Source organism: Pedobacter sp. AC464 (assembly GCF_979253075.1).
This window is the reverse complement of the sequence record NZ_CEEDBV010000002.1, coordinates 863,460-876,842: the sequence shown is the minus strand read 5'-3', so window position 1 is coordinate 876,842 and position 13,383 is coordinate 863,460. Positions and strand designations below refer to the sequence as shown.

Annotated in this window: 13 protein-coding genes; 3 read left to right on the top strand and 10 right to left on the bottom strand. The window is 39.1% G+C overall.

Annotated elements, in window-relative coordinates; genetic code table 11:
* Positions 1 to 134: 134 nt before the first annotated feature.
* The 10 genes from argB to AC0IWT_RS14530 all read right to left on the bottom strand — a co-directional run bounded on the left by argB (position 135) and on the right by AC0IWT_RS14530 (position 8,587).
* Complete coding sequence (gene argB, locus AC0IWT_RS14575; protein ID WP_471797703.1) at positions 135 to 956, bottom strand: acetylglutamate kinase; 822 nt, start codon at positions 954 to 956, stop codon at positions 135 to 137.
* Positions 957 to 1,190: 234 nt separating this feature from the next.
* A complete protein-coding gene (locus AC0IWT_RS14570) occupies positions 1,191 to 2,162 on the bottom strand; it encodes a Rossmann-fold NAD(P)-binding domain-containing protein (RefSeq protein ID WP_471797702.1) in 972 nt (323 codons plus the stop codon).
* A gap of 116 nt (positions 2,163 to 2,278) precedes the next feature.
* Positions 2,279 to 3,409, bottom strand: a complete 1,131-nt coding sequence (locus tag AC0IWT_RS14565; RefSeq protein ID WP_471797701.1) for an aspartate aminotransferase family protein — start codon at positions 3,407 to 3,409, stop codon at positions 2,279 to 2,281.
* A 26-nt stretch (positions 3,410 to 3,435) separates the two neighbouring features.
* Positions 3,436 to 3,813: a four helix bundle protein gene (locus tag AC0IWT_RS14560; protein ID WP_471797700.1), complete on the bottom strand. Its 378-nt coding sequence runs from the start codon at positions 3,811 to 3,813 to the stop codon at positions 3,436 to 3,438.
* 31 nt (positions 3,814 to 3,844) lie between these two features.
* Positions 3,845 to 4,828, bottom strand: coding sequence for an N-acetyl-gamma-glutamyl-phosphate reductase (argC, locus tag AC0IWT_RS14555; protein WP_471797699.1), 984 nt, complete (start codon positions 4,826 to 4,828; stop codon positions 3,845 to 3,847).
* Positions 4,829 to 4,830: 2 nt separating this feature from the next.
* Entirely contained in the window at positions 4,831 to 5,307 is a 477-nt protein-coding gene (locus AC0IWT_RS14550; protein ID WP_471797698.1) for a GNAT family N-acetyltransferase, read from the bottom strand.
* On the bottom strand, positions 5,285 to 5,635 hold the full coding sequence (locus AC0IWT_RS14545) for a cupin domain-containing protein (protein WP_471797697.1): 351 nt from the start codon (positions 5,633 to 5,635) through the stop codon (positions 5,285 to 5,287). The genes AC0IWT_RS14550 and AC0IWT_RS14545 overlap by 23 nt, the downstream gene beginning before the upstream one ends.
* Positions 5,636 to 5,698: 63 nt before the next feature.
* Positions 5,699 to 6,895, bottom strand: coding sequence for an argininosuccinate synthase (gene argG / locus AC0IWT_RS14540; protein WP_471797696.1), 1,197 nt, complete (start codon positions 6,893 to 6,895; stop codon positions 5,699 to 5,701).
* An 84-nt stretch (positions 6,896 to 6,979) separates the two neighbouring features.
* Positions 6,980 to 7,681, bottom strand: coding sequence for an N-acetyltransferase (locus AC0IWT_RS14535; RefSeq protein ID WP_056869567.1), 702 nt, complete (start codon positions 7,679 to 7,681; stop codon positions 6,980 to 6,982).
* Between the two features lie 363 nt (positions 7,682 to 8,044).
* A complete protein-coding gene (locus AC0IWT_RS14530; RefSeq protein ID WP_471797695.1) occupies positions 8,045 to 8,587 on the bottom strand; it encodes a hypothetical protein in 543 nt (180 codons plus the stop codon).
* Between the two features lie 259 nt (positions 8,588 to 8,846).
* On the opposite strand from AC0IWT_RS14530, the gene AC0IWT_RS14525 reads away from it, so the two are divergent.
* From AC0IWT_RS14525 to AC0IWT_RS14515, 3 genes are all read left to right on the top strand, one after another.
* Positions 8,847 to 9,557, top strand: a complete 711-nt coding sequence (locus tag AC0IWT_RS14525; protein WP_471797694.1) for a DUF4397 domain-containing protein — start codon at positions 8,847 to 8,849, stop codon at positions 9,555 to 9,557.
* Positions 9,558 to 9,822: 265 nt separating this feature from the next.
* Positions 9,823 to 12,210 (top strand): TonB-dependent siderophore receptor, encoded by a 2,388-nt coding sequence (locus AC0IWT_RS14520; protein ID WP_471797693.1) that lies wholly within the window; start codon positions 9,823 to 9,825, stop codon positions 12,208 to 12,210.
* A gap of 9 nt (positions 12,211 to 12,219) precedes the next feature.
* Entirely contained in the window at positions 12,220 to 13,380 is a 1,161-nt protein-coding gene (locus AC0IWT_RS14515) for a PepSY-associated TM helix domain-containing protein (RefSeq protein WP_471797692.1), read from the top strand.
* Positions 13,381 to 13,383: the final 3 nt, after the last annotated feature.

Genomic DNA, 13,383 nt, shown 5'->3' with positions numbered 1-13,383 from the left:
TTATTAAGGGTTGCTGCTAAAAAAGTATTTCCGTTTCTATCAGGTTTAGCTAACTTCAAACTGTACCTAAAAGAAAAGCTGGCACCGCGGCCAATCTGCTCACTGCCAATATAAGTACCTTAAAAGCTTTCGCCTTATTTTAGCATCTTAGTTCCGAAACTGCCATTGGCAAGTTCTCCAAGTTCGTTTGCTTTGCCAATATATACTGCAGAAACACCTTTCTTAATTGCCTCAAAAGCGTTATGCAATTTAGGAATCATTCCACCCTGAACGGTTCCATCTGCTTTTAATGCATCGAACTCATCGGCTTTAATTTCCCTAACCACCGAATCATCGTCGTTCACATCTTTTAAAACACCTTTTTTTTCAAAGCAATATACCAAACGCGTTTCATATTTAGCAGCCATGGCTACAGCTACTGATGAAGCAATTGTATCTGCATTGGTGTTTAGCAACTGTGTATCGCCATCGTGTGTAATTGCGCATAAAACGGGCACTAAACCCGCATTTAGTAAATTATCTAAAGTTTCTGTAGAAACCGAATTTTCATCTAAATCACCAACAAAGCCGTAATCAATTGTCTCGCCTAAATCTTTTCCGGCAGACAGCACTTTTTGAACCGGACGTTTTTTTGCCCTGATAATATTTCCATCAGCACCAGTTAAACCAATGGCATTGCTTCCTTTCGCTTGTAACTGAGCAACCATGTTTTTGTTAATTAAACCTGCGTAAACCATGGTCACAATCCGCAAAGTTTCGATATCAGTAATGCGGCGCCCTTCAACCATTTTTGCTTCAATGCCTAAACTTTCGCCAAGTTCAGTTGCAATTTTACCACCGCCATGAACCAAAATCTTATCGCCGGGTAAAGCCGTAAAATCCAGCAAAAACTGATGTAAATTCTCAGAGTTGTCGATTACGTTTCCACCAATTTTTATAATTGTAAGTTGCTTCATAGTTTTTTGAGTATCATCATTGCGGGGCACGAAGCAATCTTAATGCCCCAGCTATATTAAACTAATCCAAAGTTTCAAACAAATCTAGCCAAGCAGGATTTAACTTCCTGATCAATTCTATTATTCGTTTCCTATTGCCGCTTTTAACACGTTTCTTCTCGGCAATTGCGTCTTCTATATTTGAAAAAATCGTCATAAAGTTGGTGCTTCGTACTCTTATTGACGAAGTGTTTTTTACATTTCTTCCAACATTGCTTTAATTACCGCCTGCGCCGCCCATAAACGGTTTCCAGCTTCATGAATGACCAGCGAATTTGGTCCGTCCAGAATTTCCGAAGATAATTCCAAATCGCGGCGAACAGGCAAACAGTGCATTACTTTGGCGTCGTTGGTAAGCTTCAGTTTCTGGTTGTTCATCATCCAGCCATCAGGATAGGTTAAAACCTTGCCATACTCTTTATAACTGCTCCAGTTTTTTACATAAACATAATCAGCGCCTGCCAAAGCCTCTTCTATATTGTATTGAATGTTTGCGCCTGGTGTAAATTCTTCGGCAAGTTCGTAACCTTCAGGTTGCGCAATTGTAAAATCGATCATTCCTTCTACCTGTGCCTTACACATCCACTCGGCAAATGAATTCGGAACCGCTTGCGGTAAAGCTTTTACGTGTGGCGCCCAGGCCAAAACTACTTTCGGCTTTTTGCCGTCAGGATGTTTCGTCCATGTTTCGTGGATGGTAATAATATCAGCAAAACTTTGTAACGGATGGCGTGTTGCGCTTTCCAAACTTACTACAGGCACAGCGCAGTAGTTCACAAATTTATTAAAGAAATCTTCCGAGTAATCTTCCTCCCGGTTGTTTAATTTTGGAAAAGAACGTAAGCCCAAAATATCACAATACTGGCCCATCACCGCCGCCGCTTCGCGGATGTGTTCAACGGTAGAGCCGTTCATTACTACGCCATCCTGCGTTTCCAGGGCCCAACCTTCTTTATCCAAATTCATTACCATCACATTCATACCTAAGTTTAAGGCTGCTTTTTGAGTGCTTAAACGGGTGCGTAAACTCGGATTCATAAAAACTAAACCCAAGGTTTTGTTTTTACCCAAACTTTGATGTGAATAAGGATTCGCTTTTAAATCGAGCGCATCTTTTACAAATTCTTTGATGCTCGAAACATCGTGTACGGAAGTAAATAACTTCATAGTTTTAGGGTTTAAGGTTTGAGGTGTAGGGTTTAAGGTTTTCCTGCACCACCTCTTAAAAATTTCAAAAAAGCAATTAGCATTGCTCTAACTCGTGCCTCGCAATGACGAGTGTATTATTTTACCAACTCCCCAAAGGCCGCCAGAAATTCATCAGCATGCGCCTTGGTTAAATTTAAAGCCGGCAATAAACGAATAACGTTCGGCTTTGCTTCGCCAGTAAAAATGTGATGCGTAAATAACAGTTCTTTTTTAACATGAGTAAGCTCCGCTGGCAATTCAATTCCAATCATCAATCCACGGCCGCGAACTTCGATAACCTGCTCAAATTTCTTCAGCTCAGTGATTAAATACTCGCCAATTTCTTCTGCATTTTTCATCAGGTTATCGTTTTCCATAACTTCTAACACCGCCAGAGCGGCAGCGCATGCCAAATGGTTACCGCCGAAAGTGGTTCCTAATTCGCCATGCCACGGTTTAAATTTAGGCGCTATTGAAATTCCTGCAACAGGAAAGCCATTACCCATTCCTTTCGCCATGGTATAAACATCAGCCTCAACGCCCGAATAGTCGTGTGAGTAAAACAGCCCTGTTCTTCCGTAGCCGCATTGAACCGAATCGGCGATGTATACCGAATTATATTCATCACAAAGAGTGCGGATTTTCTGCAAAAAGCTTTTCGACGCTTCCTTAATTCCGCCCACGCCCTGAATACCCTCAATAATTACAGCCGAAATTTCGTTTCCCTGTGCCTTGAAGGTATCTTCCAATGCTACTTCATTGTTAAAAGGCAGGAATATTACATGCTCATTTTGATTTACAGGAGCGACGATTTTGGGGTTGTCGGTTACTGCAACAGCTAAAGAAGTTCTGCCGTGGAAAGCCCCTGTAAAAGCAATTACTTTTTTTCTGCCATTGTAAAACGAGGCAAGTTTTAATGCGTTTTCATTGGCTTCTGCACCAGAGTTAACCAAAAATAATTGGAAATCTTTTTTACCGGAAACCTGACCCAATTTCTCTGCCAATTGGGTTTGAAGAGGAATTTTAACAGAGTTGGAATAAAAACCCACTTTGTTTAATTGATCCGTTAAACGATTTACATAATGCGGATTGGTGTGGCCAATAGAAATTACCGCATGACCGCCATATAAATCTAAGTATTTTTGTTCATTCGCATCCCAAACATTGCTGCCAGATGCTTTTGTAATTTCTATATCATTAAGAGGATAAACGTCGAATAATTGCATTGTATTTAAGTTATAAGTAGTACGTTTTAAGTTGTAGGTTTGGATGCATATTTACTTCTCACTCTTCCAATCAAGCTGATAAGCATTGCCTTAACTTCATTAATACTGTTTGATAAAATTGAAAACTGTTCTTCTGTTAAATAATCTAAATCTTTAGATAAAATCAAAAAATATTCTGTTTCATTAGCTGAACCTAAAGATATATTTAAAAAATTAGCTAAATCTGCCTGGGTATTTTTACCACATCCTTCTGCAATATTAGCTGGTATTGATGAAGCAGCTCGCCGCAGTTGATTTGTTAAGCTATAAATTTCTTCTTTTGGAAACCTGGCACTAGCTTTATAAATACTAAGTGTAATTTGATGGGCTTTTTCCCACACTTTTAACTCTTCGAAATTCTGCATACACTTATTACTTAAAACTTATAACGTACCACTAAAAATTAGCTGCTTTCAACTTCAAGCCTGCTGTTTCTGCAAGGCCAAACATTAAGTTCATATTTTGCACGGCCTGGCCGCTTGCACCTTTTAAAAGGTTGTCTATAATGCTGATAATGAACAATCTATTTCCGTGTTTTTCTAAATGAACCAACGCTTTATTGGTGTTTACAACTTGCTTTAAATCGATATTTTTCCCGCTAACGTGTGTAAACGGGTGTGTGCTGTAGTAATCCTGGTAAAGGTTTTGTGCCTCTTCAAGCGTTAATTCACTTTCTAAATACATTGCAGCCAAAATCCCCCGGGTAAAAGCGCCGCGTTGCGGGATGAAACTCAGTGAATCTGAAAGACTCGGTTGCAACTGCAATAAACTTTCTCCAATTTCATTCAGGTGTTGATGTTCAAAGGCCTTGTAAATGGAAAGGTTGTTGTTTCTCCAGCTAAAATGTGAAGTTGCTGCGAGGCTTTGTCCGGCTCCGGTCGAACCTGTTGTTGCATTGATGTGAACCTCACTTTTAATTAAGCCTTTTGCAGCCAAAGGCAACAACCCCAATTGAATACACGTTGCGAAACATCCTGGATTAGCAATATTTTGTGCTGATTTTATTTTATCGCGATTTAACTCCGGCAAACCATAAATAAAGTCACGGCTTTCAAATTTACCATTCGCAGTTAACCTAAAGTCCTGCGACAAATCGATGATTTTAATTTTATCGTTAACTGGGTTGGCAGCTAAAAACTTCTTCGCATCGCCGTGTCCAACGCAAAGAAAAAGTACATCAATATCTTGTGGAACATCACCTACAAACTTTAAATCAGTTTCGCCGAATAAGTCTGTATGCACATCAGAGATTAAATTTCCTGCATTGCTCGTACTATTTACGAAAGCGATTTCTACGTTGGGGTGATTCACCAGAATACGGAGCATTTCGCCACCTGTGTACCCGGCACCACCAATAATTCCTGCTTTAATTTTGTTCATTATTAAATTATATCAATTCTGTAAAGAAAAAATTCGTTGTCTGGCTCCTGTTTTTTAAAGCCAATGGTTTCATATAAGCTTTGTGCTATGTAGTTATCTACTGCCGTTTCCAATTGCACAAAAGTAGAACCCTCTGTTTTTGCGAAATCCATAACTGTTTTGATCAACTGCTCACCAATTCCCTGCTTGCGGTAGTCAGTTACAACAAATAAATCATTCAAAATCCAGTTTTTAGTCAATCTGGCAGATGAATATTTGGGATACAATTGCGTAAAGCCCACAGGCTTATTTCCGTCTAATGCGACAAAAATTACTGATTCATTATTTTCTAAGCGGGCATCAATAAAACCCTTCGCCATTCCCAAATCAGAAAACTTTCCGTAAAAAATTCTGTATTGATTGAATAGACCAACTACTAAGTTAGCTTCATTTAGTTCAATACGTTTAATTTCTATTTTACTCACAATCTGTTCTGTCATTTTGAGTTGATGGATAGGAGAAAAGGATAAATTCTAAATCTTGATTTGTTTCATTCGAGATTTTATGCTTGTCACCTGCTTTAATTTGTATGCCCGTATTTGCATTGACTAAAACAGCTTCATTCTCAATAAAAAATGTGGCCTGCCCTTTCAAAATGTAGAAAAATTGCTCTGCATAAGTGTGAAAATGTAATCTTTCAGCAGTTTGAGCGGGCATTAACTCTTGCTTAATGGTTGCATCAGGCTTAATTACGAAATTCCATCCATCGCAATTGTCACCCCACTTGTAATGGCTTAAACACTTATTTTTTGAAAGGATTTTATTCATACTTTATTTCTTGTCCTTCGACAAGCTGAGGATGACAATGTAAAAAAGCTTTGCTTTAGCCTTTTAGCTTTCTGCTTCTGCTCCATTTACTTTATGCCAAATCATCACCTGGTTACCAAAAATCTTCGAGAAACCCTTAACATCTTCACCACTCCAGGCATTGTTCATTTCGCCATAGCTGCCAAATTTATTGCTCATCAAATCATGGTTAGATTCAATACCAATAATTTGGAAGCGGTAAGGCATCAACTCTACAAACACTTTACCGCTCACAACCTTTTGCGTATCGCTTAGGAAAGCTTCTATGTTCCGCATTATCGGGTCGTGGAATTGACCTTCGTGCAACCAGTTTCCGTAGAAAGATGATAATTGTTCCTTCCAGCTTAATTGCCATTTGGTTAAAGTGTGTTTCTCTAAAGTATGGTGTGCTTTGATAATGATAATAGGTCCGGCTGCCTCGAAACCAACACGCCCTTTAATACCAATAATGGTATCGCCAACATGGATATCGCGACCAATACCAAAAGGCTGCGCAATGGCTTGCAATTTTTGAATCGCCCTAACTGGCTCCAAAGTTTCTCCATCAATGGCAACAAGTTCTCCTTTTTCAAAGGTTAACTCTAGCTTACGCGATTCAGTTTCTGTAACCTGGGTTGGCCAGGCACTTTCAGGCAAAGTTTCGTTTGATGTTAGCGTTTCTTTTCCACCAACCGATGTTCCCCATAAACCTTTGTTAATGGAATATTGTGCTTTTGCAGCACTGTATTCGACTCCATGTTCGGCTAAGTATTCTATTTCCGCTTCGCGGGATAATTTCAGATCTCTAATCGGGGTAATAATTTCAACTTCCGGTATCAGAATATTGAAAATCATGTCAAATCGTACCTGGTCGTTGCCTGCACCTGTACTGCCATGAGCTACATAATCAGCACCGATTTTTTTTACGTAGTTTGCAATTGCAGTGGCCTGACTAACACGTTCTGCACTAACGGAAAGTGGGTAGGTTGCGTTTTTTAATACATTACCAAAAATTAAATATTTAATGCATTCATCGTAATAACTTTTAGTTTCATCTACTACGGCGTGAGATTTCACACCTAAAGCATAGGCTCTTTTTTCAATTTCCTGTAACTCTTCGTCAGAAAAACCACCGGTATTCACAATTACCGAGTGAACTTCCAGTCCACGGTCTTGAGCAAGATAAATACAACAAAATGAGGTATCAAGACCTCCGCTAAAAGCTAAAACTACTTTGTTCATCTGAGTTATAATTAATTTTAATGTAAGGGGTTAAGCTTGCGGGGTAATCACTTTTTTCTTAAGCCATCCACAAGCAACTCATCACTACTTATTAAATAAAAGGGTAAATAAAAACATCAATACTTTAAAGCCTGATTTTGGCTTCGGCTTTACAACTAAACGCTGTTTAATGCGCATAAAGCGCTCGTATAATTTGGGTTTTTTCTGTAACTCTTCGGCAAATTTTTTGGCAGCATCATGTTTTTGAGTTGCCGGATCATAAAGCATAGCTGTACACATACAGTTTTTACGCTCCTTCATTTTCAAAATTTCGAAGTTTACACAACTTTGGCAGCCTTTCCAAAATTCCTCATCCTGTGTTAATTCGGAGTAGGTAACGGGCTCGTACCCTAAATCAGAATTTATTTTCATTACGGCCAAACCCGTGGTTAAGCCAAAAATCTTCGCCTTTGGGTACAGCGTTCTGGAAAGTTCGAAAACCTTTTCTTTAATGGCATGCGCTAACCCGGCTTTTCTAAATTCGGGAGAAACGATTAAGCCAGAGTTGGCTACAAATTGCCCGTGGCTCCAGGTTTCGATGTAGCAAAAGCCGGCCCATCGTCCATCGTTGTGGAATGCAATAACCGCTTTGCCTTCCTGCATTTTATTTGCAACATAGTCAGGAGAACGTTTTGCAATACCCGTGCCGCGTGCTTTCGCAGATTCGGCCATCTCGGTTACGATTTGTTCTGCAAATACACGATGTTCAGGAAGTGCAACCTGCACTATAAATTCGTTAATATCCATTCGTTTTCTAACGAAAAATTATAAGTATTCTTGTTAATTGGGTTTTTAGAGAGGATCAATTCCTCATTACGTTTAGTTGAGTACTAAATACGTGGAGTGAAATTTTGCCGGCTGCTGGGATAGTGAAATACGGGCTGAAACTGATTAATAAACATAGTCTTTCCGAGCGCTAATTGCGCTGTAATAACAGAAAGTTTATGTAAAAATATTTTAATCATTTCTCGCGTATTTAAACGGCTTTAACTCTATTGAGGTGCAAAGGTTTAAATAATAATTGAGTTACACAATATTTTTTAACTTTTTTACATTTTTTATAATTTTAATAAAAGAAAAAGCCCCGAAATTTTTCCGGGGCTTTTTCTTTTATTTTTTGGAAAGGCCAACTGAGACCCTAGTTCCATCTAAGAAGAAATTTAACTTTTTAGGGCTCGCGTTTGGTGGCAGCTGGAAAGACCAAACTGCTTGCGATGATGCTTCCGGCTCCGGATTTGTGTTTCCTGAGCTTTCTCGTCCGGTAATTGAAGTTCCGTTATCCAACTCCAATCTAGCGTCTGAACTCGATACCGAGAAAAACTTTTTAGCCTCTAATGTGCTCTTGTTCGTTACCTGTAAGTTTAATGTAAGTTCCGAACCGGTCGCTTTGCCTTCTGCATCTTTCAACTCCATTGATGATGCTGAAGTAACTTTTACCAACGCTTCTCGTGCTTTACCTAAAATTGCACTGTCTGGCATTACTGAATAATCAACAGTTTCTGGCGCATTTTCCGATTTAGCCGGTACGGTTACAGTTGTTTCCGTTTTAGTAATTGTAGTATCAGCTGGTTTGTCTTTTGTTGAACTGCTGCACGATGAAATTGCAATTACTGCTGTACAAATAAGTGTTAGTGTTGAGATGTTTTTTATCATTTTTAAATGGTTAAGTGGTTTGGCAAAAATAAAATTATAATCGTTATTTAACATTAAGGTTAGTAAACGATTAAGTAAACTTTATATGAACAGGCAATTGTTTGTTTTGTTTTTCGGGGAAGAAAATCCTTAATAAATTTTAACATGTGCTTAACAAGATTTAACATTCTCATTGGTATTTAACACTGATATTTGTTCGGCTGTAGCGAATATATGAGCACATCCGTTTTAATAGAAACTTAATGTAATCCCTAAATTTATGAAGACTTCTACTTTCAGTTATCTCAAAGCAATCTCTTTTCGTGTACTTTTAATATGCTCAGCAGTGGCTGCATTAACCTCATGCGGCAAAACGGAAAATGCCGATATCACAATGTCGTATTTAAGAATTATAAACGCATCTCCATCCTTAGCAACCTATAACGTTTATTTAAGCGGTAACGCACTCAATTCGGCAGCTCTGCCATTTGCAGGTTCAATTTCTTACGTTTCCAGGCCGGCCGGCACTTATAATTTAAAATTTACCAGTGGAAGTTCGATAGAAAGTTTGCTTAGCAAAGACATTTCAATGAATGCCGGTGCAAGTTATTCATACTATTTAATCAATAAACCCGGGCAACTAGACGGCTTTCTGATTAATGAGTCCCTTAATGGTGGCTCTGCGGATAAATCCTACATCAGGTTTATTAATCTGTCGGCCGATGCACCGGCGTTAGACCTGATAAAAACCGGAACTACCACTTCTTATGGCGCAAACAAAGCCTTCAAAACTGCGGGCAGTTTTGTAGAAGTAGCCCCGGGTACTTACTCATTGGATGCTAAAGAAACCGCCTCCGGAATAGTTAGAACAACTAAAACCGAGGCAACTTTTTCGGCAGGAACTTATTATGATGTTATTTGTGGAGGGTTGATTACACCTGCAAATGATACTGAAAGAAGTTTGAACTTACAGGTTTTAGCTGTGAAATAGCCTGATTTCTCCACCATAAACAACAATATTTTGCGGTTGCCTTACAATAAGGCAACCTTTTTTTTATGTCGAAAATTATACAAAGCAATAATTTGAAATACAAAAATTCTTTAAAATCTCCTATAGTTCTAAAATACAGACGTATTAAGCCAGGCTTATTGTATCAATTACACACTCTTATTTAGAATTATTCAAAATAATTTGGATAATAAAATTTTCTATCGTTATTTTGCGTCTGTTTAGAATTAATCCAAATAAATTTAAGATGCATACAATTAGACTATTCAGTTTCTCAGTTTTTATTTCGTTTCTCAGCCTCGGCGCTTTTTCACAGCAATTTTCGACTATAAAGGGTACCATTACAACTGCTAACGGCAAGCCCGCGGCCTACATTTCGGTTGGTTTGAAAGGAAATGGAAATGGTACATTAACTGATGATAACGGTAAGTTTACGATTCATCGGGTTAAGGCGGGAAGCTACACCATTAAAGCTTCGGCGGTTGGCATAAATGCTTCGGAGAAACCAGTAACCGTTGCGGCCGGTGAAACTAAAACCATCGACTTTGTATTATCTGAAAATGACCAGGCTTTAGAAGAGGTTACAATCGCGGGAAAAAATAACCGATATAAAATTAGTCTGCCATCGGCATCGCTGCGCTTAAACGAGCCACTGCTCGAAGCGCCTCAAAACATTCAAACAGTAAGTGATCAGGTAATAAAAGACCAGCAGATTATTAGTATGAGCGATGGTTTAATTAGAAATGTTAGCGGCGCCGTTCGGGTAGAACATTGGGGCGATATGTATACAAATATTACGATGCGTGGTTCTCAAATTCAGGCAATGCGCAATGGATTTAATGTTGTTTCCTCGTTTTGGGGCCCGCTTACCGAAGATATGAGTTTTGTAGATCATATTGAATTTGTTAAAGGGCCTGCTGGTTTTATGCTCGGTAACGGCGACCCAAGCGGTTTGTATAACGTAGTAACAAAAAAGCCAACCGGATTTAACAGGGGCGAAGTGTCTTTTACGCTTGGCAGCTTCGATTTGTACAGAACAACTGTAGATTTTGATCATAAATTAACCAGTGATGGAAAATTATTGTTCAGGCTAAATACCGCGGTGCAAAATAAAGGTTCTTTCCGCCCTTATGAGCAAAATGACCGTTATAGTGTTGCACCTGTGTTAAGTTATCAGCTTACAGATAAAACCAAAATTACTGCCGAATATACTTTCCAAAATGCAAAGATGACTGAAGTTGGTTCGTACTATATTTTTTCTCCGAAGGGATATGCAACTTATCCCCGTGAGGCAACCATGACCCAGCCCGACTTGCCTCCAACACGTATTAACGACCAAAGCTTATTTCTAAACTTACAACATAATTTCGACGAAAACTGGAAATTAACGGCTCAGGCTGCGTATTTCAACTATAGCCAGGTAGGTTACAGTTCCTGGCCATCTGCGGTTAATGCAAATGGAACAATTATCAGAAATGTTGCCATCTGGGATGCGGCCAGCAGCATGAAACTTGCCCAACTATTTATTAATGGCCAGGTTAAAACAGGCGGTGTCAACCACAGAATTTTGGCTGGATTTGATGGGGGTAAGAAAAATTATATGGCCGATTGGGGTCAGTCGCATGATTTAGACCTGCCTTCTTCGCCTTTTGATTTGAATAATCCAGATTTCGGTTTCCCGGCAAATGGTTTCCCGAATTTCGACAGAATTACATCTTTACAACAGCGGGCAATTAATGCCGGCGGCTTAATGGATTCGAAGTATTTGAGTGCTTATGCTCAGGATGAATTAGGCTTTTTTGATAATAAACTGCGTTTAACGTTAGCCGGTCGCTATACTTTTGTAAGTCAGTCGGCTTGGGGAGCTGCGCCAGATAAAGCTAAAAAAGTTACGCCTCGAGTTGGTTTAAGTTTCTCGGTAGATAAAAACACCGCAATTTATGCAGTTCATGATGAAGCCTTTACACCTCAAAGCGGCTTAATCCGCAATGGCGGTAAAGTTGAGCCAATTACCGGAACGAATAATGAAGTCGGAATTAAGAAAGACTGGTTCGATGGAAAGTGGAACACAACTTTATCAGCTTACAGAATACTTAAACAAAATGTATTAACTGCCGACCCAACAAACTCGCCAGGGCAAAATTTCAGCGTAGTTTTAGGTGAAAAAAAATCGCAGGGCATTGAGTTCGATATAAGAGGTAAAATTACAGATGGTTTAACCTTGATTGCAAACTATGCTTATACAGATTCGAAAGTTACCGAAGTTACGCCGGGCGTTACAGGAATTAATGTTGGCGATGTTATCCCGGGTTTCGCCAAACATGTATCAAATGCCTGGCTAACTTACACGCTTCAAAATGGTGCACTCAAAGGCTCTGGCGTTTCTGCTGGATTTACCTACCTGGCCGGCCGCGCAACAGACACGTGGAGTGTCGGGCTTCAAAAGCTGCCAAACTATTTTAAGCTTGATGGCGGATTGTTTTACGAACATTCGAAATTCAAAATTACAGGTAATGCCTTTAATATCCTGAACAAATATTTATTTAGCGGCTCGTATTACCAGTATTTAAACGCTTATTACTATCAAGCAGAAGCACCTAGAAACTACCGAGTAAGTGTTGCTTATAAATTTTAATCAGCATCGATGTCTGAAAAAAAGAAAAATAAAACCTTTAAATATTGGGTGGGCAGAATCCACCTCTGGCTCGGATTAACATCCGGGCTATTTGTTTGCTTTTTAGGGATTACGGGATGTATTCTTGCTTTCGAAAGGGAAATTGAAAACGTTAGTCAGCCTTACCGAAAGCTCGAAGTGCAAAACAAAGCCTTGTTGCCACCAACAAAACTGAAGGAAATTGCAGATAAGGCCTTACCTGGTAAACATGCGCACAGCATTAATTATCAGCCTGGAAATAGCGCACAAGTTGTTTACTACAATTTCGAACCCGAATATTATTACATCGTTTTTGTTAATCAATACACGGGTAAAGTGCTAAAGGTGAAAAACATGGATGATGATTTTTTTAGAATTGTTATCATGGGCCATTACTATCTATGGCTGCCGCCGAACATCGGGCAGCCAATTTTAACCACCGCAACCTTAGTTTTTGTTTTGCTGTTGATATCGGGATTAATTCTTTGGTGGCCCAAAAATAAAGCAGCATCAAAACAACGTTTTACAGTTAAATGGAATGCAAAGTGGCGCCGCGTAAATTACGATTTTCATAACGTACTGGGTTTTTACATCACCTGGATAATAATTTTTATCGCCTTAACTGGAATGGTAATGGGTTTTCAATGGTTTTCAAAATCGGTGTATTTTGTAACCTCCGGCGGGAAATCTTTAACCGAATTTAGCGAAGCCTTTTCTGATACCACAAAAAATTCCAGTTTAAAAGTTAATGCACCGGCGGCCGATAAAATTTGGGAATCGTATGTAAAAGCCGACCCAAAATTTCAGGGAAGCCTTGATGTTCATGTGCCTGAAAATGAAAAGGCTTCCATAGAGGTTGCCAAAAACCCTGATCCTGAAACGTATTGGAAAACAGATTACAGGTATTTTGATCAGCATACTTTTAAAGAAATTGAAGTTAAGCATGCTTTTGGGAAATTTAAAAATACAAGTGCTGCCGACAAAATTTACCGCATGAACTATGATATACACGTTGGCTCAATAGCTGGTTTGCCAGGTAAGATAATTGCTTTCTTCGCAAGCCTGATTGCGGCAAGCATGCCAGTTACAGGTGTTTTAATCTGGATCGGAAGAAATAAGAAAAAGAAGAAAATGACCACAACAATCAAATAAACC

Bases quoted from the DNA above. Each gene is read 5' to 3' on its own strand.
- argB (WP_471797703.1), bottom strand. From the start codon at position 956: ATGAAGCAACTTACAATTATAAAAATTGGTGGAAACGTAATCGACAAC.
- AC0IWT_RS14570 (WP_471797702.1), bottom strand. From the start codon at position 2,162: ATGAAGTTATTTACTTCCGTACACGATGTTTCGAGCATCAAAGAATTT.
- AC0IWT_RS14565 (WP_471797701.1), bottom strand. From the start codon at position 3,409: ATGCAATTATTCGACGTTTATCCTCTTAATGATATAGAAATTACAAAA.
- AC0IWT_RS14560 (WP_471797700.1), bottom strand. From the start codon at position 3,813: ATGCAGAATTTCGAAGAGTTAAAAGTGTGGGAAAAAGCCCATCAAATT.
- argC (WP_471797699.1), bottom strand. From the start codon at position 4,828: ATGAACAAAATTAAAGCAGGAATTATTGGTGGTGCCGGGTACACAGGT.
- AC0IWT_RS14550 (WP_471797698.1), bottom strand. From the start codon at position 5,307: ATGACAGAACAGATTGTGAGTAAAATAGAAATTAAACGTATTGAACTA.
- AC0IWT_RS14545 (WP_471797697.1), bottom strand. From the start codon at position 5,635: ATGAATAAAATCCTTTCAAAAAATAAGTGTTTAAGCCATTACAAGTGG.
- argG (WP_471797696.1), bottom strand. From the start codon at position 6,895: ATGAACAAAGTAGTTTTAGCTTTTAGCGGAGGTCTTGATACCTCATTT.
- AC0IWT_RS14535 (WP_056869567.1), bottom strand. From the start codon at position 7,681: ATGGATATTAACGAATTTATAGTGCAGGTTGCACTTCCTGAACATCGT.
- AC0IWT_RS14530 (WP_471797695.1), bottom strand. From the start codon at position 8,587: ATGATAAAAAACATCTCAACACTAACACTTATTTGTACAGCAGTAATT.
- AC0IWT_RS14525 (WP_471797694.1), top strand. From the start codon at position 8,847: ATGAAGACTTCTACTTTCAGTTATCTCAAAGCAATCTCTTTTCGTGTA.
- AC0IWT_RS14520 (WP_471797693.1), top strand. From the start codon at position 9,823: ATGCATACAATTAGACTATTCAGTTTCTCAGTTTTTATTTCGTTTCTC.
- AC0IWT_RS14515 (WP_471797692.1), top strand. From the start codon at position 12,220: ATGTCTGAAAAAAAGAAAAATAAAACCTTTAAATATTGGGTGGGCAGA.